Source organism: Thalassococcus arenae (assembly GCF_019104745.1).
Classification (GTDB): domain Bacteria; phylum Pseudomonadota; class Alphaproteobacteria; order Rhodobacterales; family Rhodobacteraceae; genus Thalassococcus_B; species Thalassococcus_B arenae.
This window is the reverse complement of record NZ_JAHRWL010000001.1, coordinates 1,268,798-1,289,356: the sequence shown is the minus strand read 5'-3', so window position 1 is coordinate 1,289,356 and position 20,559 is coordinate 1,268,798. Positions and strand designations below refer to the sequence as shown.

At 64.2% G+C, this 20,559-nt stretch carries 20 protein-coding genes; 16 read left to right on the top strand and 4 right to left on the bottom strand.

Annotated elements, in window-relative coordinates:
• Positions 1-110: 110 nt before the first annotated feature.
• Genes KUH32_RS06395 through tspO form a run of 3 tightly spaced genes read left to right on the top strand, consistent with a single transcriptional unit; the run spans position 111 to position 3,186 of the window.
• On the top strand, positions 111-1,679 hold the full coding sequence (locus tag KUH32_RS06395) for a phytoene desaturase (RefSeq protein ID WP_217778332.1): 1,569 nt from the start codon (positions 111-113) through the stop codon (positions 1,677-1,679).
• Complete coding sequence (gene crtB, locus KUH32_RS06390) at positions 1,676-2,719, top strand: 15-cis-phytoene synthase (RefSeq protein WP_217777206.1); 1,044 nt, start codon at positions 1,676-1,678, stop codon at positions 2,717-2,719. Before KUH32_RS06395 ends, crtB begins: the two co-directional genes overlap by 4 nt.
• Before the next feature lie 5 nt (positions 2,720-2,724).
• Positions 2,725-3,186, top strand: coding sequence for a tryptophan-rich sensory protein TspO (gene tspO / locus KUH32_RS06385; RefSeq protein WP_217777205.1), 462 nt, complete (start codon positions 2,725-2,727; stop codon positions 3,184-3,186).
• Here the strand turns inward: tspO and crtC are convergent.
• Together crtC and crtD are read right to left on the bottom strand one after the other, a co-directional pair.
• A complete protein-coding gene (gene crtC, locus KUH32_RS06380) occupies positions 3,183-4,058 on the bottom strand; it encodes a carotenoid 1,2-hydratase (RefSeq protein ID WP_217778330.1) in 876 nt (291 codons plus the stop codon). The two genes, tspO and crtC, sit on opposite strands and share 4 nt — an antisense overlap.
• A complete protein-coding gene (crtD, locus tag KUH32_RS06375) occupies positions 4,013-5,641 on the bottom strand; it encodes a 1-hydroxycarotenoid 3,4-desaturase CrtD (RefSeq protein ID WP_431358177.1) in 1,629 nt (542 codons plus the stop codon). Before crtD ends, crtC begins: the two co-directional genes overlap by 46 nt.
• Before the next feature lie 59 nt (positions 5,642-5,700).
• Here crtD and KUH32_RS06370 point away from each other — a divergent pair, with 59 nt between their 5' ends.
• The 13 genes from KUH32_RS06370 to dxs all read left to right on the top strand — a co-directional run bounded on the left by KUH32_RS06370 (position 5,701) and on the right by dxs (position 18,735).
• Entirely contained in the window at positions 5,701-6,573 is an 873-nt protein-coding gene (locus KUH32_RS06370) for a polyprenyl synthetase family protein (RefSeq protein WP_217777204.1), read from the top strand.
• A 1-nt stretch (position 6,574) separates the two neighbouring features.
• On the top strand, positions 6,575-7,714 hold the full coding sequence (locus tag KUH32_RS06365; RefSeq protein WP_217777203.1) for a methyltransferase: 1,140 nt from the start codon (positions 6,575-6,577) through the stop codon (positions 7,712-7,714).
• Between the two features lie 129 nt (positions 7,715-7,843).
• Positions 7,844-8,785 (top strand): chlorophyll synthesis pathway protein BchC, encoded by a 942-nt coding sequence (gene bchC, locus KUH32_RS06360; protein WP_217777202.1) that lies wholly within the window; start codon positions 7,844-7,846, stop codon positions 8,783-8,785.
• Positions 8,782-9,783 carry a chlorophyllide a reductase iron protein subunit X gene (locus KUH32_RS06355; protein ID WP_217777201.1) on the top strand — a complete coding sequence of 334 codons (1,002 nt, stop codon included), beginning with the start codon at positions 8,782-8,784 and terminating at the stop codon, positions 9,781-9,783. Before bchC ends, KUH32_RS06355 begins: the two co-directional genes overlap by 4 nt.
• 62 nt (positions 9,784-9,845) lie before the next feature.
• A complete protein-coding gene (bchY, locus tag KUH32_RS06350) occupies positions 9,846-11,411 on the top strand; it encodes a chlorophyllide a reductase subunit Y (RefSeq protein ID WP_217777200.1) in 1,566 nt (521 codons plus the stop codon).
• Positions 11,405-12,874 carry a chlorophyllide a reductase subunit Z gene (gene bchZ, locus KUH32_RS06345; RefSeq protein ID WP_217777199.1) on the top strand — a complete coding sequence of 490 codons (1,470 nt, stop codon included), beginning with the start codon at positions 11,405-11,407 and terminating at the stop codon, positions 12,872-12,874. The genes bchY and bchZ overlap by 7 nt, the downstream gene beginning before the upstream one ends.
• Positions 12,871-13,086, top strand: a complete 216-nt coding sequence (pufQ, locus tag KUH32_RS06340; RefSeq protein WP_217777198.1) for a cytochrome PufQ — start codon at positions 12,871-12,873, stop codon at positions 13,084-13,086. Before bchZ ends, pufQ begins: the two co-directional genes overlap by 4 nt.
• A gap of 120 nt (positions 13,087-13,206) precedes the next feature.
• Entirely contained in the window at positions 13,207-13,356 is a 150-nt protein-coding gene (gene pufB / locus KUH32_RS06335) for a light-harvesting antenna LH1, beta subunit (protein ID WP_114509227.1), read from the top strand.
• Positions 13,357-13,366: 10 nt separating this feature from the next.
• Complete coding sequence (gene pufA / locus KUH32_RS06330; protein ID WP_217777197.1) at positions 13,367-13,531, top strand: light-harvesting antenna LH1, alpha subunit; 165 nt, start codon at positions 13,367-13,369, stop codon at positions 13,529-13,531.
• A gap of 142 nt (positions 13,532-13,673) precedes the next feature.
• Positions 13,674-14,513 (top strand): photosynthetic reaction center subunit L, encoded by an 840-nt coding sequence (pufL, locus tag KUH32_RS06325; protein WP_217777196.1) that lies wholly within the window; start codon positions 13,674-13,676, stop codon positions 14,511-14,513.
• A gap of 3 nt (positions 14,514-14,516) precedes the next feature.
• The gene (gene pufM / locus KUH32_RS06320; RefSeq protein ID WP_217777195.1) at positions 14,517-15,509 is read left to right on the top strand and encodes a photosynthetic reaction center subunit M; all 993 of its coding nucleotides are present in this window, start codon (positions 14,517-14,519) and stop codon (positions 15,507-15,509) included.
• Positions 15,510-15,511: 2 nt separating this feature from the next.
• Positions 15,512-16,624, top strand: coding sequence for a photosynthetic reaction center cytochrome PufC (gene pufC, locus KUH32_RS06315; RefSeq protein ID WP_217777194.1), 1,113 nt, complete (start codon positions 15,512-15,514; stop codon positions 16,622-16,624).
• 185 nt (positions 16,625-16,809) lie between these two features.
• Positions 16,810-18,735, top strand: coding sequence for a 1-deoxy-D-xylulose-5-phosphate synthase (dxs, locus tag KUH32_RS06310; RefSeq protein ID WP_217777193.1), 1,926 nt, complete (start codon positions 16,810-16,812; stop codon positions 18,733-18,735).
• 109 nt (positions 18,736-18,844) lie between these two features.
• Here dxs and idi read toward each other — a convergent pair whose 3' ends face one another.
• Together idi and KUH32_RS06300 are read right to left on the bottom strand one after the other, a co-directional pair.
• Entirely contained in the window at positions 18,845-19,381 is a 537-nt protein-coding gene (idi, locus tag KUH32_RS06305; protein ID WP_217777192.1) for an isopentenyl-diphosphate Delta-isomerase, read from the bottom strand.
• Positions 19,378-20,559, bottom strand: coding sequence for a geranylgeranyl diphosphate reductase (locus KUH32_RS06300; protein ID WP_217777191.1), 1,182 nt, complete (start codon positions 20,557-20,559; stop codon positions 19,378-19,380). Before KUH32_RS06300 ends, idi begins: the two co-directional genes overlap by 4 nt.

The window sequence follows — 20,559 nt, the reverse complement described above, 5'->3', positions numbered from 1 at the left end:
TGTGTCAACCAAGTCTGACACAACGAGTCGGAAAATCAAAGACTGATAACGTTGAAAACATGGCTCAACGGATTATTGTCTACTTTTCCTGACAGTGCTATCGTCGAATGATGATACAAGCGGTCCACGCAAAATCACCCCCGGTCACCGGGATTTCAAAGGCCCGGGCGATCGTGATCGGTGCCGGGCTGGGTGGGCTTGCGTCTGCCATGCGGCTAGGTGCCAAGGGCTATCACGTCACAGTTGTCGATCGGCTCGACGTGCCGGGTGGTCGCGGGTCGTGTATCTGGAAAGACGGCCATCGCTTTGACCTGGGTCCGACAATCGTCACCGTTCCCCAGGTTTTCAAGGAACTGTGGGCCGCTTGCGGCCGCGATTTCCACAGCGAGGTCGACCTTCGTCCACTCGACCCGTTCTACGAAATCCGGTGGCCCGACGGGTCCACCTTCACCGCCCGTCAGGACACCGACGCGATGAAAGCCGAAGTGGCGCGCCTTTCGCCAGGCGACGTGGCCGGCTATGAGGCATTTCTGCGGGACAGCGAAGAACGCTACTGGTTCGGCTTCGAAGACCTCGGGCGTCGCCCGATGAACAAATTGCGTGATCTGATCGAGGTGCTGCCGACCTTCGTGCGGATGCGTGCCGACCGCTCGGTGTTCGGTCACGCTGCAAAACGGGTTCGCGACGAACGGTTGCGCATGGCGCTGAGCTTTCACCCGCTGTTCATCGGCGGTGACCCTTTCAACGTCACGTCGATGTATATCCTGGTCAGCCACCTCGAAAAGGCATTCGGCGTGCATTACGCCATGGGCGGCGTAGCCGAGATGGCGCGCGCCATGGCCACTGTCGTGACCGACCAGGGTGGCCGGCTTAGGATGAATGCCGAGGTCGACGAGATCCTTGTCAGGGATGGGCGCGCGCAAGGCGTCAGGCTGAAAGACGGCGAAGTCCTGTCGTCCGACATCGTCGTGTCGAATGCCGATGCCGGGTTCAGCTATTCAAATCTGCTGCGGCACCAGACCAAACGACGCTGGACCGACCAGCGGCTGAAAAGGTCGCGATGGTCGATGGGGCTGTATGTCTGGTATTTCGGAACCAAAGGCACACGCGCGATGTGGCCTGATGTCGGTCACCACACCATTCTGAACGGCCCTCGGTATCGCGGCCTCGTGCGCGACATTTTCCTTCGGGGCAAGCTGTCCGACGACATGTCACTGTATGTCCATCGCCCGTCCGTCACCGATCCTAGTGTCGCGCCGGAAGGCGACGACACCTTCTACGTTCTCAGCCCGGTGCCGCATCTGGGTCATCGAAATCCGGTCGATTGGGACGCGGAACGCGAGCCGTATCGCGAAAAGATGATCGCGATGCTTGACAGGGAACTGCTGCCCGGTTTCGCCGACCGGATCACCGCCTCGGAAACCTTCACCCCGGTCGAATTCCGCGATCGATACCTTTCGCCCTTCGGGAGCGGGTTTTCCATAGAACCACGCATCCTGCAGTCTGCCTGGTTCAGGCCGCACAACGTGTCGGAAGAAATCGAAGGTCTTTATCTCACAGGCGCCGGAACCCATCCGGGCGCCGGATTGCCCGGCGTCGTGTCGTCGGCCGAGGTTCTGGCACAACTGGTGCCCGATGCAGTCGGCGTCGCAACTGTCGACCGATTGGCGGCGGAATGACCGGTCCCGATGCCGATATCGCGGCCTGCGCCGAGATGATCCGCCACGGATCGCTGTCCTTCCATGCCGCTTCCCGCCTGTTGCCGGCTTCGGTCCGCGATCCGGCGCTGGCACTGTATGCCTTTTGCCGGCTGGCTGACGACGCCGTCGATCTGCGGCGGGAAAAGGCGGCCGCGGTTCTCGAGCTGCGCGACCGGCTGGACCGGGTTTATGCCGGACGTCCGCGGGATGCCGCGCCGGATCGTGCCTTTGCCGCCGTGGTGGAACGGTTCCAGATGCCGCGAGCCTTGCCCGACGCCTTGTTGGAAGGCCTGGCCTGGGATGCGATGGGCCGCCGTTACGCAACCCTGTCCGACGTGCTGTCCTATTCTGCCCGTGTGGCGTCGGCCGTTGGTGCGATGATGGCCGTGCTGATGCGCGTCCGCGATGCCGATGCCCTGGCACGCGCCTGCGATCTGGGTCTTGCGATGCAGCTGACCAACATCGCCCGGGACGTCGGGGAAGATGCGCTCGAAGGCCGGCTGTACCTTCCGACCGAATGGCTGGACGAAGCCGGAATCGATCCGGATGCCTTTCTTGCCAATCCGCGCCCGACCAAAGCGATCCGCATCATGACAAGACGGCTGGTCACCGAGGCGAACCGGCTCTATTTCCGCGCCGAACCGGGTATTGCCGAGCTTCCGCTATTCTGCCGGCCGGGCATTTTTGCGGCGCGCAACATTTACGCCGGGATCGGCGGAAAGGTCTCCGAAGCGGGCTACGATTCGCTTTCGTCCAGGGCGCGCACATCGAAGCAGCAAAAAATGGGATGGCTTCTCAAGTCCTGCCTTCAGGCCGCCGCGACCACCATCTCGCCGCGGGCCGCCACGCTCTTTGCTCCACCGATGCCCGAAGTCGCGTTTCTGGTCGATGCGGCCGCGACGAGCGCGCGTGTCGCATGGCATCCGGCCGATGGGCTGCACCAGGCGTTGTCCCAGTTGGCCGCCCGAGACCACGAGGCCAGGCACCGCTTGATCGCGACGGGCGCGCGGGCTACCTGACCGTCATGTTCTGGATTTTGTTCCTTATCTTCCTTGGCGCCTGCTTCGCGGCAGGTGCGACAGGCGGCTTGTTCCCGCCCGGTCAATGGTACCGCGCGCTGAACAAACCGACCTGGACTCCGCCCGACTGGGTATTTCCCGTCGCATGGACGACGCTTTACCTTTGCATGGCGACAGCCGGCGCGCGGGTAGCGATGGCAGAGGACAACGGTGTCGCCATGGCGCTCTGGTCCTTGCAAATCGCTCTCAACGGCTTGTGGACGCCGGTGTTTTTCGGGCTAAAGCGCATCCGGCTGGGCATGGTCGTTCTGGGAGCGCTCTGGCTGGCGGTTGCCGCCTCGGTCGTCGCGCTTTGGCAAACCGATTGGATCGCGGGGATGCTTTTCCTGCCCTACCTCGCATGGGTGACCGTCGCCGGCGCACTGAATGCCAGCGTCTGGAGATTGAACCCCGGCGAGGCGCGTTAAAGCCCGAACCGCCAATTGCTGCGTCGGGGAACACGCAGCGCGAGCATCGGCTTGAGCAGCGGCGATCGGAACCGGCGCAGGTCCAAGGCCTCGTGCACACCGATGCAGTCTTCGCCCTCCAGCCGGGTTTTGACCATCGACCGCGAATAGAACGGCGCATCCAGCATGTTCATCACCTGGCGCGGCCGGGCGTCGTCATCGCCGCGCGTTTCGCGATGCACGGCCCATAATGACCGGCGAAACCGGTGCTTTTCGGGCAGGGCGATGGCGGTCCCGTTGCCATCGGTGTCAAAGTGGAACCCGGCACCCAGTTCCGATCCGTCCAGGCGCGTCGCGTCATAGAAACAGGTCGCCCCACCCTTGGCCGGAAATCGTCCCCAGGTCCAATAGGCGAAATCCTGTTCCAGCGCGCGGGTGCCGAAATTGGCATCGAAATAGCCATGCCCGCGCCACTGCCAACCCTTGGCTTCCAGATCGACCTCGATATCGGACACCGGCCCGAACGGTCGCCAGATATGCGTCCCGCTCGGCGTCAACGGCAACTCGACCCGTGTCAGCGCCGACGGGGTCACGCGAATTTGGCCGCGAACCCGCGCGATGACAGGTGGCCCGGACATCTCGTTGATGTCGATCACCAGTTGCCCCGCTTTCCACGTCATCGAGGACGGTCCCACCTCGAACCGGCGTGGGCTTTGCCGCAAAGCACTTCGTCCCCGGTCGGTCATCGTGAACCGCCCGCCGGGACCGTAAGTCGCGACGTTGATGCAAACATGGTTTTCCGGGTCCTTGCGGCCAGACCACGCATACCAGGGCGAAAAGACCGACCCTATGAACCCGATGACCGAGACGGCACGGCTGCCGCAATCCGAGATGCCGTCGACATACCACCAGGCGTAGCCGTTCGACGGGACGTCGAGGTTGAAGTTCGGGCCGTCAAGATCGCCGCGGCCGCGTGCCGTCCTGAGAGCGCCGCCATCGGCACTCCCGCCCCCGGGTGACACCCGCCGCCGCACAGCACCAGCCCCGGAATCGGCGATTTCGCCGTTGGCCGCCGGAAGGCCGCCATCATGCCGTGCGGGCTCTGCCCGTAAAGCGATCCGGCCGTGGCGGGAAAGAGCGCGTCGAATCCGCTTGGCGTCGTCAGCGCAGCTTTTCCCGGTTCCGGCGTGAAGGTCAGGCCGAAGCGCCCCAGGGTCTGGAATGTCCGTCGGTGACATGTGTCGAAGTCCTCCGGTTCAGGCAGGCGCCGCGTCAGTGGCGGCGCGTTGAGGATGATTTCAAACCGCTCCATCCGAGACGGCGAACGACCCTGGCCGCGATCCTCGGCACAAAGGTAAAGCGTTGGGTCGGACGGAAGGCAGCCGCGTTTCAGATCCTTGAATTCGCTTTTGGGATCGGACGAGAAAAAGACGTTGTGATGCACGAGATCCAGTCCCCGGACCTCGGACGCGAATGCCCAGACATTGGCCGACAGACTGCGTGGCACCCGGTCGGTTACTTGCGCAACCGAAGCGGCCGCATCGCCGAACCGACCAAGCGCAAGGGCGCGGGGGTCGCCGTTGAACACGACTTGTCCCGCCGGAAAGATCGATCCATCGGCCAGTGCGACGCCGGTCACGCCTTCGCTGTCGGTCAGGATGCGCGTGGCATGAGCGTGATACAACAGGTTGCCGCCTAATGCCTCGAAGCGGGCGGCGATCGCCTGGGCCAGCGCCGTCAATCCGCCTTCGACGACCCAGACACCATTTTCTTCCGCCTGCCAGATCAGCGACAACAGGGCGGGAACCTCGAAAGGCGAACCTCCGACATAGGTCGCATACCGACCGAACAACTGACGCAGACGCGGATCGGTGAATGTTTGACGCAGCAATATGGCTAGCGTCGCACCCGGTGCCATGGCGCCGATCAGGTGGGGGTGTCTCAGGACATGTCGGGTCAGACTGCCCAGTGTCGGATTGGCCGCTTCCATGACGGGCGCGCGGAATCCATCGAACAATTGCCGAGTGCGCTGCGAGAATGCCGAAAACTGCTGCGCCGCCCGGGTTCCGGCGAACGCGCCGATGGCCTGGGCAGAACGCGCCGTGTCGGCGTAAAGATCAAGAGGCCCGGAGTCCGGCCACCAATGCCGCGCCAGGATGTCCTGTTTGTGCAGCGTCACGTGGGCGTCCAGCGTCGACCCGGTCATTTCGAACAAGGCGTCGAAGACCGCACGCATGGTCAAAACGGTCGGACCGGCATCGACGCCGCCCGCAGGGCTGGGCACTTGCCGCATCTTGCCGCCCGGCGTGGCGTGGCGTTCGAGAATCAGCACGTTCTCGCCCGCGGCCACCAGTTCCAGCGCCGCGCATAGCCCACCGATCCCTGCGCCAATCACGATGACCGGTCCTGGGCGTCTGCGTTCGGCAATGACCGCGGCGTTCTTCATGCAGCAATAGTTGACTTGCAGCCGCGTCATGTCCAGTATGATTTACATATTGATGTCCAGAAAAACTTACACATTGGCGAGGAGCGACGATGGGATTGTCCAAACGGATCGACGCGGCAGTGGAACGTGCCATCGCCATGGGTCGTGCCGGTCCGGCGCCGGAACGCCTGTCCGGCGCCTTGCATTATGCCTGTACGCCCGGCGGGGCGCGCATCCGCCCGACGATTCTGACATCGGTGGCACTGGCATGTGGTGACGACCGTCCTTCAATCACCGATGCGGCTTCGGCCTCGCTGGAACTGGTCCATTGCGCCAGCCTCGTGCATGACGACTTGCCCTGCTTCGACGACGCCGATGTCCGACGCGGCAAGCCGTCTGTGCACCGCGCCTATTCCGAGCCCCTAGCCGTGTTGACCGGCGATTCGCTGATCGTGCTGGCGTTCAACGTCCTCTCGCGTGCCGCTGGTGACACGCCCGAACGCGCGCTTGCCTTGATCGCCGTGCTGTCGCGCCAGACGGGAATGCCGCATGGCATCTGCGCGGGACAAGGCTGGGAAAGCGAAGCGCAGATCGACCTGTCGGCCTATCACCGCGCCAAGACCGGCGCGCTCTTCATTGCGGCCACCCAGATGGGCGCCTTGGCCGCCGGGCAAGAGGCCGAGCCGTGGACCGAACTGGGCGCCCGGATCGGCGAAGCCTTCCAGGTCGCTGACGACCTGAGGGATGCGCTGTTCGACGAACAGGCGCTTGGCAAGCCGGCGGGGCAGGATGATCTGCACGGACGCCCGAACGCGGTGTCCATGCTGGGTGTCGATGGCGCGATGAAACGGCTGTCCGACATCCTTTCAGGCGCTATCGCGTCGATTCCGTCCTGCCCGGGCGAGGCGCAGCTGGCGCAGATGGTGCGCATGTATGCCGACCGGCTGACACCGTCGGCCGAGGTTCTGCGGGCCCGCGCATGACATGGCGCTTGCCGAGGACACCAAACCGATTTCACCACGTCGACCCACCTGGCGCAGCCGCCTGCTGAAGCTGGCCGCCAGTCCGCGCTTTCAAAGCTGGGCGGCGCGGTTTCCCCTGACGCGCGGCCTGGTCAGGCGCGAAGGCGAAGCCCTGTTCGGTATCGTGCAGGGTTTCGTCGCATCGCAGGTCTTGTTCGCCCTTGTCGAATTGCGCATTCCGCACCGGATCCTCGAACGGCCGGGAACGGCAAAAGAGCTTGCGTCCGAGGTCGGGCTTGCGGTCGACCGGATGCAGCGCCTGTTGCAGGCGGGCGCTGGCCTGGGCCTGTTGCGGCGGCGCGGCGATCGGTTCGCGTTGTCGACGCGCGGTGCGGCGTTGATCGGCGTGCCCGGTCTTGAAGACATGATTCGCCACCACGATCTGCTTTACCGTGACCTTGCCGATCCGGTTGCGTTTCTGCGGGGCGATACCCAGCCCGAACTCGCGCGCTTCTGGCCCTACGTGTTCGGCGCCGGAGCGGCCGAGGATCCGGATACGGCGCGGCGCTACTCGGACCTGATGGCGCAGTCGCAGGGCCTTGTCGCGCAAGAGGTGCTTCAAACCGTTTCGCTGCAGGGAACAACACGCCTGATGGATATCGGAGGTGGCACCGGCGCCTTTGCGGCCGCCGCGTTGAAGGCCACTCCGGGCCTGATCGTGACGTTGATGGACTTGCCGCAGGTTATCGATGCCGCGCGAACGCGACTGGCTGGATCGCCGGTGCTGGAACGCCTGCACTTCTTCCCCGGATCGTTCCGCGATGATCCTTTGCCGTCCGGGGCCGACGCCGCGACATTGGTCCGGGTGCTTTACGACCATGCCGACGACACGGTGACGGCGCTTCTGCAGAAAGTGAAACGGGCGCTGCCGCCGGGCGGTCGACTGATCGTGGCGGAACCGATGTCGGGTGGCGAAACGCCTGATCCCATAGGTGATGTCTACTTTGCCTTCTACTGCATGGCGATGCGGACCGGGACGGTGCGCAGCCAGGCAGAAATCGCGGCGCTTCTCGCCGAAGCAGGCTTTGTCGATATCCAGACGCCCAGGCCACTCCGCGCGTTCGTCGCCTCGGTCGTGACGGCCCGCGTGCCAAGCGCATGAACCGCCGCCGTCCATAGTTATTGACAGTTGCGTATGTCTAGATAAACTTACACGTAAGCTGTAAACTAAAACGTACACATCCGGGGATTCGCCCGGTGGTCCAACGCGAAGCGCAAAGGGGGATGCAAGATGCCGACGCAAGCCGTTCTGCTCCGCGGTCCCCAAGATCTGAGCTTGTCAGACGTTACGCTGAACGAGCCATCCGCCACCGATATCGTTGTCGATATCCGGCATTCGGGGATTTCCACCGGAACCGAGAAACTGTTCTGGTCCGGCGCCATGCCGCCCTTTCCCGGCATGGGTTATCCGCTGGTGCCTGGATACGAAGCGGCGGGCGAAGTGGTGGAGGCCGGTTCGCAAACCGGTTTCCGGCGCGGCGAACATGTCTTCGTTCCCGGAGCCAATTGCTATGACGGCGCGTTCGGCCTGTTCGGGGGCGCGGCGTCGCGTCTTGTCACGGATGCCTCGCGCGTCACGCGGATCGACCCCGCGATGGGCGCCAGCGGTGCCCTGCTGGCGCTGGCCGCCACCGCCCGCCACGCGATGGCCGGGTTCGGCAAGGCGCTGCCGGAACTGATCGTCGGGCATGGCGTTCTCGGCCGGCTCATGGCGCGGCTGACGGTTGCCGCCGGTGCGCCCGCGCCAACCGTCTGGGAAATCGATCCGGCGCGGATGGATGGTGCGCAGGATTACCCGGTCTGCCGCCCCGAAGACGACCCGCGCCGGGACTACAAGACCATCTACGATGCATCCGGCAACGGCGCCTTGCTGGACGACCTCGTCGGCCGCATCGCCAAGGGTGGCGAAATCGTGCTGGCGGGGTTTTATGCGGCGCCGCTGCAATTCGCCTTTCCGCCCGCCTTCATGAAAGAGGCGCGGTTCCGCGTTGCCGCCGAATGGGACCGCGACGACCTGACCGCGACCCGCGCGCTGATCGAAACCGGCGCGCTCAGCCTCGACGGCCTGATCACGCACCAAGCCCCGGCAACGGAGGCACCGAACGCCTATCGCACCGCGTTCGAAGATCCGGCCTGCCTGAAAATGATCCTCAATTGGGAGACCGTCGCGTGAAAGATGAAATCCCGAACCTGTCCGGTTACGACCAGCGGCTGCGCGAAGAGGCGGCCGAGGGCGACGACGAAATCCCCGTGACCGAGCCGAAATCAAAGACGCAGATCATCGCGATCTACGGCAAGGGCGGCATCGGCAAGTCCTTCACGCTGGCCAATCTCAGTCACATGATGGCCGAACAGGGCAAACGCGTGCTGTTGATCGGCTGCGATCCGAAATCCGACACCACGTCGCTGCTGTTCGGTGGCAAGGCCTGCCCGACGATCATCGAGACTTCGACCAAGAAGAAGCTGGCCGGCGAAGAGGTGAAGATCGGCGATGTCTGCTTCAAGCGCGGCGGTGTCTTCGCGATGGAGCTGGGCGGACCCGAAGTGGGTCGCGGCTGCGGCGGGCGCGGAATCATCCACGGTTTCGAGCTGCTGGAAAAGCTGGGCTTCCACGATTGGGACTTCGACTTTGTCCTGTTGGATTTCCTGGGTGACGTGGTCTGTGGCGGCTTCGGTCTGCCGATCGCGCGCGACATGGCGCAAAAGGTGATCCTGGTCGGATCGAACGACCTGCAATCGCTGTATGTCGCCAACAATGTCTGCTCGGCGGTCGAATATTTCCGCAAGCTGGGCGGCAATGTCGGTGTGGCGGGGTTGGTCATCAACAAGGATGACGGCTCGGGCGAGGCACAGGCCTTTGCCGACGCGGTGAACGTGCCCGTTCTGGCCTCGATCCCGCAAGACGACGACCTGCGCAAGAAATCCGCCAATTACCAGATCGTCGGCACCGCCGCCGGTCCCTGGGGGGCGCTGTTCGCCGAACTGGGCCTGAACGTCGCCGAAGCGCCGCCGGTGCGCCCCAAGCCGCTGGATCAGGACGGGCTTCTGGCGCTTTTCGATGGCTCGGAGACCGGCGCCGGCGTGGTGCTGGAGCCTGCGACCGACATCGACATGCGCGGCAAGAACGCCGCGCCAATACCCTCGCTCGAGGTGATCTACGACGACGCATGACGGCAAGCCCGGGGGCCAGCCCCGGACCTCCGAAATTAACTTGGCAAGACGAAGACTGGGACGTGAGCAAAGAAGCGACATATGACGAGGCGGCCGAGGTCGCGGTGATCCGGGGAGAAGTCCCGGAACGCGCATCCGAACCCGTCCAGGGTCTGGGATGTCATTCCGGCGCGGAGATGGAAAAGGCCGCGCGGATGGCCGGCAACTCCGAGATGCTCGACCGCTTTGCCCGCGACTACCCGCAAGGCCCGCATGACAAGCCGCAATCCATGTGCCCCGCCTTCGGATCACTGCGCGTGGGGTTGCGGATGAAACGGGTGGCGACGGTGCTTTCCGGCTCGGCCTGCTGTGTCTACGGTCTGACCTTTGTCAGCCATTTCTACGGCGCGCGTCGGTCGGTGGGCTATGTCCCGTTCAATTCCGAAACCCTGGTTACCGGCAAGCTGTTCGAGGATATCCGCGACGCAGTGCACCAGATGGCGGACCCGGCACATTACGACGCCATCGTCGTGACTAACCTGTGCGTTCCGACGGCATCCGGTGTGCCCCTGCGGCTTTTGCCGGACGAAATCAACGGCGTGCGGATTGTCGGCATAGACGTACCCGGTTTCGGCATCCCGACCCACGCCGAGGCCAAGGATGTGCTGGCGGGCGCCATGCTGTCCTATGCCCGCAAGGAAGTGCAGGCCGGTCCGGTGGCAGCACCGGTCGGCGGCAAGTCGGATCGGCCAAGTGTCGCGTTGCTGGGTGAGATGTTTCCGGCCGATCCGATGATGATCGGCGCCATGCTGGCGCCCCTGGGGCTGGCCGCCGGGCCGGTCGTGCCCTGCCGCGAATGGCGCGAACTCTACGGTGCGCTGGACTGCGGCGCAGTGGCGGCGATCCATCCCTTCTACACAGCCGCGATCCGCGAATTCGAAGCTGCCGGTCGGCCGATCGTCGGCTCGGCTCCGGTGGGGCATGACGGCACAGCCGCCTGGCTGGCTGGAATCGGCGACGCCTTCGGCTTGCCCGCCGACCGTGTGGCCGCCGCGCAGAACGCCTTTCTGCCCGCGATCAAGGGCGCGCTGGCCGCGGCACCGATCAAGGGTACAATCACGCTGTCGGGATACGAGGGCAGCGAATTGCTGGTCGCGCGGCTGCTGGTCGAAAGCGGGGCCGACCTGCGCTATGTCGGCACTGCCTGCCCGCGCACCCGCTGGTCCGATCCCGACCGCGAATGGCTCGAGACCAGGGGGATCAAGGTGACGTTCCGCGCGTCGCTCGAAGACGACCTGGCGGCGATGGAAGCCGTCAAACCCGATCTTGCCATCGGCACCACGCCGGTCGTTCAGAAGGCCAAGGAACTGGCCATCCCCGCGCTCTATTACACCAACCTGATTTCCGCCCGTCCGCTGATGGGCCCGGCCGGCGCCGGATCGCTGGCCGAAGTGGTCAACGCCGCCATCGCCGGCAAGGCGCGGATGGACGGAATGAAAGCGTTCTTCGAGGGCGTCGGCCACGGCGATACGGCCGGTGTCTGGGAAGGCGAACCGAACCTGCGCCCGGATTTCCGCAACCAGAACCTCAAGAAGCTCGAGCGCGCCGAAAAGGCCCGCATCGCCGCCAACGGAGGTGTGACGTGCTGATCCAGGACCACGACAGGGCAGGAGGCTATTGGGGCGCAGTTTATGCCTTTTGTGCCGTAAAGGGCCTGCAGGTCGTGATCGATGGCCCGGTAGGCTGCGAAAATCTGCCTGTGACCTCGGTGCTGCACTACACCGACGCGCTGCCGCCGCACGAATTGCCCATCGTGACCACCGGTCTGGGCGAGGAAGAACTGGGCCGCGACGGAACCGAAGGGGCGATGAAACGCGCGTGGGGCACGCTCGATCCGGCTTTGCCCGCCGTCGTCGTAACCGGATCGATCGCCGAGATGATCGGCGGCGGTGTGACGCCTATGGGCACCAGCATCCAGCGGTTCCTGCCGCGCACGATCGACGAAGACCAGTGGGAATGCGCTGACCGCGCCATGACCTGGATCTTCACCGAATTCGGCATGACCAAGGGCCGGATGCCGCCCGAGAAGAAGCGCGAAGAAGGCGCAGCGCCCCGCGTCAACATTCTCGGGCCGATGTACGGCACGTTCAACATGCCTTCGGACCTGGCCGAGATCCGACGCCTGGTCGAAGGCATCGGCGCCGAGATCAACATGGTGATGCCGCTGGGCGCCCATCTGGCCGAGATGCGCAACCTCGTGAATGCCGACGTCAACATCTGCCTGTATCGCGAATTCGGACGAGGCCTGTGCGAGCTGCTGGGCAAGCCCTATCTGCAGGCGCCCATCGGCGTTGAAAGCACGACGAAATTCCTGCGCAAACTGGGCGAGTTGCTGGGGCTGGACCCTGAGCCGTTCATCGAGCGCGAAAAGCATTCGACGCTCAAGCCGGTCTGGGATCTGTGGCGTTCCGTCACCCAGGATTTCTTTGCCACCGCGAATTTCGGGATCGTCGCGAACGAAACCTATGCCCGCGGCATACGCAATTACCTGGAAAACGATCTGGGCCTGCCCTGCGCCTTCGCGGTGGCGCGCTGCGCCGGTACCAAGACCGACAACGACGCGGTGCGCGCGCTGGTGCACGGTCGTCGGCCGCTGATCCTGATGGGGTCGATCAACGAAAAGATGTACCTGGCCGAAACGCAGGCGGGGCATGGGCCGCAGCCCACCTTCATCCCCGCCAGTTTCCCCGGAGCGGCGATCAGACGCCACACCGGCACGCCATTCATGGGTTACGCCGGCGCGACCTACCTGCTGCAAGAAGTCTGCAACGGGTTGTTCGACGCGCTGTTCCACATATTGCCGCTGGGCAGCGTGATGGATCAGTCCGAAGCCACGCTGACGCCCCTGCGCCGTGACTTTCCCTGGGATGCCGATGCCCAGGCCGAACTGGATCGGATCGTGGCGCAGCACCCGGTGCTGACACGGATTTCCGCAGCCAAGAACTTGCGCGACGCGGCAGAGGCCGCCGCGCTCAAAGAGGGGGCCGAAAGGGTGGTTCTGGAAACCGTCCAGGCACTGGCGCCCCGCACCTCAGGAGGACCCGCATCATGACGGATTTCACCTCGAACGCTCCGCGTCGCACCGCCAAGCGCGGCACGGAGTACCACGTCTATTTTGCCCTGCTGTTCATCCTGGCGATCCCGTTCGCCACGGTGTTCTGGCTGGCCGACGTGTTCCAGAAACAGACCCTGTTCCTGCACGGACCGCTTGCGCGGGCCTGGGCCGAGGCTGACCGGATCACGCCGCTGATCTTTTCTGCCTGATCCGTCAGGCAGAACCGAAACTGACCGTCCGGCAACGGATGGGAAGGCCCCCGTGACTTGCCACGGGGAACCCGGCCGCAGGGTGTGCGGCGTCAGTCTGAACGTTCCGGAGGAAAGTTAATGGCTGATAACTCAGACCTGTCGTTCACGGGTCTTACGGACGAACAGGCGCAAGAGCTGCATTCCGTCTACATGAGCGGCCTCTGGCTGTTCTCGGCGGTTGCGGTGGTCGCACACCTCGCGACCTTCATCTGGCGTCCGTGGTTCTGAGGAGGGCAACATGGCAAAGTTCTACAAGATCTGGCTCGTGTTCGACCCCCGCCGCGTTTTCGTGGCGCAGGGCGTCTTCCTTTTCCTGCTGGCGGCGATGATTCATCTCGTCCTGCTCAGCACGGAGCACTTCAACTGGTTTGAAATCGCAGCCCAGAAAGCGGCCGGCGGTTAAACACCGGCCCGTCTGGGTGGTGTGAACCAGGAAGGACCAAGAAAAGCGCTGCGGGCGGCCCCGGATGGCCGGTCGCCCGCGGCCAACCTACAGGAACGACGGCACGGTCGACAGACGCGCCGCCAAACGCGGAGACAAGAAGATGGCGCTGCTCAGCTTCGAGAAAAAGTATCGCGTCCGCGGAGGGACGCTGATCGGCGGCGATCTGTTCGACTTCTGGGTGGGCCCCTTCTACGTGGGCTTTTTCGGGGTCACGACCGCCTTTTTCAGCCTTCTTGGCACGATCCTCATTCTTTGGGGCGCGTCCCAGCAGGGCACCTTCAACCCCTGGCTCATCAATATCGCGCCGCCCGACCTGAGCTATGGTCTGGGCATGGCGCCGCTGATGGAAGGCGGTCTTTGGCAGATCATCACGATCTGCGCGACCGCGGCCTTCGTCAGCTGGGCGCTGCGCGAGGTCGAGATCTCGCGCAAGCTGGGCATCGGCTATCACGTGCCCTTCGCCTTCAGTTTCGCGATCCTCGCCTACGTCACGCTGGTGATCTTCCGCCCGCTGCTGATGGGCGCCTGGGGGCACGGATTTCCCTACGGGATTTTCAGCCACCTCGATTGGGTCAGCAACACCGGCTATGCCTACCTGCACTTCCATTACAACCCGGCGCACATGCTGGCGGTGACGCTGTTCTTCACAACGACGCTGGCACTGGCGCTGCATGGCGGCCTGATCCTGTCTGCGGCGAACCCCGAAAAGGGCGAACTGATGAAGACGCCGGATCACGAAGACACGTTCTTCCGTGATTTCATCGGCTACTCGGTCGGCACGCTCGGCATTCACCGCCTCGGCTTCCTTCTCGCCATCAACGCCGTCTTCTTCTCGGCGGTCTGCATCATCATCTCGGGCCCGGTCTGGACCAAGGGCTGGCCGGAATGGTGGAGCTGGTGGCTCGAAATGCCCATCTGGGGCTCCAACGTGGGATTGTGACCAATGTGGAACCAACCTGAATATCAGAACATCTTCACGCAGGTGCAGGTCCAGGGTCAGCCCGAATGGGGCATGGAAACCCCCGAGGCGCACCGCGAACGCGGCACCTGGGCCCGCTTCTCGACCCTGGTCGGCTGGCTTGGCAACGCGCAGCTGGGGCCGGTCTACCTGGGCTGGACCGGGCTTGTGTCGATCGCCACCGGCACGCTGGCACTGAACATCATCGGGATCAACATGCTGGCGCAGGTCGGCTGGTCGATCCCGGAATTCCTGCGACAGGGATTCTGGCTTGCGCTGGAACCACCCAGCCCGGAATACGGATTGCGCATGCCGCCGCTGGACGATGGCGGCTGGTACATGATCGCAAGCCTGTTCCTGCTGGTTTCCGTCATGACCTGGTGGGCGAGGACCTGGTTTCTTGCCGCCGAGCACAAGATGGGCAAGCACATCTTCTGGGCCTTTGGCAGCGCGATCTGGCTGTTCCTGGTTCTGGGGCTCTTCCGCCCGATCCTGATGGGCAGTTGGTCGGAAATGGTGCCATACGGGATCTTTCCGCATCTCGACTGGACCACCGCGTTCTCGATCCGGTACGGAAACCTGTACTACAACCCCTTCCACGCGCTTTCGATCGTGTTCCTCTACGGGTCGGTCCTGCTGTTCGCCATGCATGGTGCGACCATCCTGGCCGTGACCCGCTATGGCGGGGACCGCGAACTGGAACAGATCGTCGACCGCGGCACCGCCACCGAACGTGCGGCGCTGTTCTGGCGCTGGACCATGGGCTTCAATGCCACGATGGAGGGCATCCACCGCTGGGCCTGGTGGTTCGCGGTGCTGACACCGATCACCGGTGGGATCGGCATCCTTCTGACCGGCACGGTCGTCGACAACTGGTTCATCTGGGCACAGGAGCATCACTTCGCTCCGATGTATGACGGCAGCTACGGCTACGAGGCATACGGCTCTTACGAAGCCTTCATCGGGAAGGAGAACTGATCATGCTTCCCAAGTGGTTCAACGACTGGAACTCGAAAAACCCCACCGACATCTACGGGCCGGCGATCCTGGTGGGATCGCTGGGCGGGGCGGTCATCCTGGCGGTTCTGCTGATCTCGTTCGGTCAACCCTACGCGACCGACAGCATGCAGACCGGTCCCCGCGGGACGGGCATGTCGGTGCCCGAGTTCAAGGCCGACCTGGCCAAGCCCGACCCGACGATCGATGGCTACTACACCGAAGCCCCCTATGTCCCCGCGGGAGGCGAAGCGCTGGCCAGGGATGTCTATCAGAACGTCCAGGTGCTGGGCGATCTGACCGAGGACAACTTCAACCGGGTCATGAATGCGATCACCAACTGGGTCGCTCCGGAACAGGGATGCGCCTATTGCCACGGTGATGTGGATCTCGAGCAATACGGCGAGGACAATCTGTATACCAAGGTCGTCGCGCGCAACATGATCCAGATGACCCAGGCCATCAACGATGGCTGGGACGGGCATGTGAACGCCAACAAGCAGGTCGGCGTGAATTGCTACACCTGCCATCGCGGCCAGAACGTGCCGTCGGACATCTGGTTCCGGATCACCCCGGTGACCGAGGCGACGGCGGGTTGGGCGTCGGTGCAGAACCGTGCGACATCGCTGTCGCAATACACCTCGCTGCCCTCGGACGCGCTCGAGGCCTATCTGCTGGGCTACGAACAGATCGGTGTGCACGACCTGGAAAGCCACGTGGCGGAATACCCCGCCGACGGCATCCAGACCTGGCAACACGCGGAACGGACGTTCAGCCTGATGAACTACGTGTCCAATTCGCTTGGTGTGAATTGCGTTTTCTGCCACAACAGCCGCGCCTTCTACGACCCCGAACAGGTCACCCCGCAATGGGGGACCGAACAGCTCGGGATCGGCATGGTGCAAGAGATCAACAACGAATGGCTCGTGCCCCTGAAGGACACCTACCCCCCAGAGCGGCTTGGTCCGGTTTATCAGGACGCGCCCAAGGCCGCCTGCAAGACATGTCACAAGGGGTATCAGCAGCCCTTGCAAGGCATGAACGTGATCGGTGACTGGCCCGAACTCGCGGCCAGCGGACCGCCGGTCTACCAATGACCATCGGGGGCTGAACCTTCCCAGCCCCCGATGGCGCCAGATCCGGGCCTGCGCATTTCCCATGGTCAGGTCCGGATATCGGGGCCTCAACCCCGGTTCCCTTCCTGTTGGCAACAGGAACCTGGCGCCACGTTCATCGGCACCCCCGTGCGAACGTGGCGCCTATCCTTTCAAGGAGGCTGCCCATGACCCGCCCGGAAACCCCCCATCTCGATCGCGTTGCAGGCCCCGCGGATCTGCGACGGATGGACGACCGGACACTGGCACATGTGGCCGACGACCTGCGCGCCGAGGTGATTTCCGCCGTGTCCGAAACCGGCGGGCATCTGGGATCGTCACTGGGCGTCGTCGAGCTGAGCGTGGCGATCCACGCGGTCTTCAACACCCCGGTGGACAAACTGATCTGGGACGTCGGCCATCAGTGTTATCCGCACAAGATCCTGACCGGCCGTCGCGACCGCATCCGCACCCTGCGCCAGAAGGACGGGTTGAGCGGGTTCACCAAACGGTCGGAATCGCAGTTCGATCCGTTCGGCGCCGCGCATTCGTCGACGTCGATTTCCGCAGCCCTGGGATTCACGGTCGGCCGCGACATGGGTCGCCCGACCGGCGATGCCATCGCCGTGATCGGCGACGGCTCGATCAGTGCCGGCATGGCCTACGAGGCGTTGAACAATGCCGGGCACGAGGGGCGACGGCTGTTCGTGATCCTGAACGACAACGAAATGAGCATCGCCCCGCCGGTCGGCGCGATGTCGTCCTATCTGTCGCGGCTTTATGCCAACGAACCTCTGGCGCGGATGAAATCGCTGGCCGAGGGCTTCGAGGCGTCGTTGCCCTACCCGATGCGCGAAGGCGCCAAGCGGGCGCGGCAATTGGTGACCGGCGCCATGCAGGGATCGGGCACCTTGTTCGAGGAGCTGGGGTTCGACTATGTCGGGCCGATCGACGGGCACGACCTGGACCAACTGCTGCCGGTTTTGCGTGCGGCGCGCGCACGGGCGACCGGGCCGGTCCTGATCCATGTCTGCACAGTCAAGGGCAAGGGATTCGCCGCCGCCGAAGGCAGCGCCGATCGCGGCCATGGCGTGTCGAAATTCGACCCGGTTACAGGGCAACAAGCCAAGTCAAAGCCGAACGCACCCAGCTATACCAGCGTCTTCGGCGAAGCGCTGACGGCAGAGGCTGCGCGTGATTCCGACATCGTCGCCGTGACCGCCGCGATGCCTTCGGGCACCGGTGTGAACATCATGGCCAAACGCTTTCCCGCACGGGTCTTCGACGTGGGCATCGCCGAACAGCATGGCGTGACCTTCTCCGCCGGGATGGCTGCCAGCGGGCTCAAGCCGTTCTGCGCGATCTACTCGACCTTTCTGCAACGCGGCTACGACCAGGTGGTGCATGACGTCGCCTTGCAGGGTCTTCCGGTGCGCTTCGCCATCGATCGGGCCGGGCTGGTCGGTGCCGATGGCGCAACCCATGCAGGCGCCTTCGATGTCGCCTACCTTGCGAACCTGCCGGGTTTTACCGTGATGGCCGCGGCCGACGAGGCCGAACTGGTGCACATGGTCGCCACCGCTGCGGCGCATGACGCCGGCCCCATCGCCTTCCGTTATCCGCGCGGGTCCGGAACCGGCGTCGCACTGCCCGAACGCGGGACGGTTCTCGAGATCGGCAAGGGCCGCGTGTTGCGCGAAGGGTCGGACGTGGCGTTGTTGTCGTTCGGAGCACATCTGCCGGAAGTCAACGCCGCTGCCGACCTGCTGGAAGGTGACAGCTTGTCCGTGACCGTTGCGGACGCGCGGTTTGCCAAGCCGCTGGACATGGACCTGATCCGCAGGCTGTCGCGCAACCACAAGGCGCTGATCACTGTGGAGCAGGGCGCGCAGGGCGGATTCGGCGCAATGGTGCTGCACGCGCTCGCGGCCGAAGGGTTGCTGGATCGCGGTCTGTGTATCCGCACCCTGACCCTGCCCGACCGCTTCATCGAACAGGCCAGCCCGGACGAGATGTATGCCGATGCCGGGCTGACCCGTTTCGACATCGCCGACCACGTGCGTCGCGCGATGCGCATCCCGGGCAAGATCGTGTCGCTGCCGGGTCGAGCGTGATCCAAAGGCGCGCTGCGCGCACGGACAAGAACGCGTTCGGGCCACGCAGGCCTTGGGGAGGGCCAGCCCTCCCCAAACCCCACCCGGGATATTTCCGGCCAGGTGAAGATCACGAGGTGGCGACGAAATCCGTGCCGAAAATGCGGTCGGCATAGAGGTCGAGATAGATCCGAAGCCACGGCGTGAATTGTGCAGGTTGCGCGGTGACCCGGGCCAGGAGATCGGCGTATCCAACCCAGTCGGTATCCATGACTTCGGCTGAATCAGGCTCGATTCCCAGGTCGATCGGCGCCTCGGCAACGAAGATGTCGACCACCTCGTGTTCGATCATGCCATTGCCGACATCGGCGCGATATTCGACCCGGTCGCGAAACAGCGGGTCAAGCCCGGTGATCCCCAGTTCCTCGTCCAGCCGCCGGATCGCGCAGGCGCGGCTGTCTTCGTCCCAGTCCGGGTGGGTGCAGCAGGTGTTCGCCCACAATCCCGGCGTGTGGTATTTCTCCAGGGCGCGGCGCTGGATCAGCACCCGATCGCCGGCCAGTACGAAGACCGATACCGCCTTGTGCCTGAGACCCCTGACATGGGCCTCGAGCTTTTCGACGGGGGTCAGTTCGCCGTCGACCCAGGCGGGGATGTGGATGGTCATACATGCGTCTCCGCGACGAGTCCGGTCAGGTGGCGCAGGTTTTTGAACCCGATCTTGAGATGCGCCAACGGACGCGCCTTGACCAGTTTCTTGTTCATGTAAGCCTCGAAGGTCAAGCGCTGGACATCGATGTCGTGGCACAGCGACACGAACCGCTCGCGGCGTGAATCCGAGCGGTAATAGGCGTCCTGCATGGCGCCGAGCACCTTGAAGACGTTCTTGTGCTCGCGCATGAACAGCTTGCGCGCCAGCGCCAGATCGGTGATCCGTCCGCTGGCCAGTGTCGCCGCGGCGGCCGTCGCGGCGTGGCGCCCGCCGATCATCGCGTAGTAGATGCCCTCGCCCGAACTGGGCGCGACCACGCCTGCTGCATCGCCTGCCAGCACCACATCGCGGGCGTTGTCCCAGAAGCGCAACGGTTTCAGCGGGATCGGCGCACCTTCGCGGCGCAGCGTGTCGCAATCGGCAAGGCCCGATGCCTGGCGCAGTGCGGCGGTGGCATCCTTTAGGCTGACGTCGCCGACGAATGTTCCCATCCCGACGCTGGCGGATCGGCCGTGCGGAAAGACCCAGCCGTAGAAGTCCGGGCTGATCGCGCCGTCATAGATCACGTCGCAGCGCGTCGGATCATAGCTGTCGTTTGTGGTGTCGGGCGCCGCGATGATTTCATGATAGGCAAAGACCAGCGGGGTCTTGTCACCACCCGGTATTTCCTGGGCGGCGACCCGGCTCTTGGCCCCGTCGGCACCGATGATCAGGCGGGTTTCGACCCGCTTTTCGGCGCTGTTCTTTTTGTCGCGGTAGACCACCCATCGGCGTTTGCCCTCGCGTTCGATCCGCAGGAACGTTCCGGTCAGGCGTTCGGCCCCGGCTGCCTCGGCCCGGGCGCGAAGGAACGGGTCGAAATCCTTGCGGTCGACCATGCCGACGAACCCGTTCTCGATCGGGATATCGACGCGCCGCCCGGTGGGCGAGATCATCCGCGCGGTGGTGATTTTGGCGATCAGCAGGTCATCCGGGATATCGAAATCCGCGATCAGGCGTGGCGGGATGGCCCCGCCGCAGGGCTTGATCCGGCCCTCGCGGTCCAGCAGTGCGACGGAATGGCCGCTATTAGCCAGATCGGCTGCGGCTGTGGCGCCCGAGGGGCCGCCCCCGACGACGACGACATCGAACAT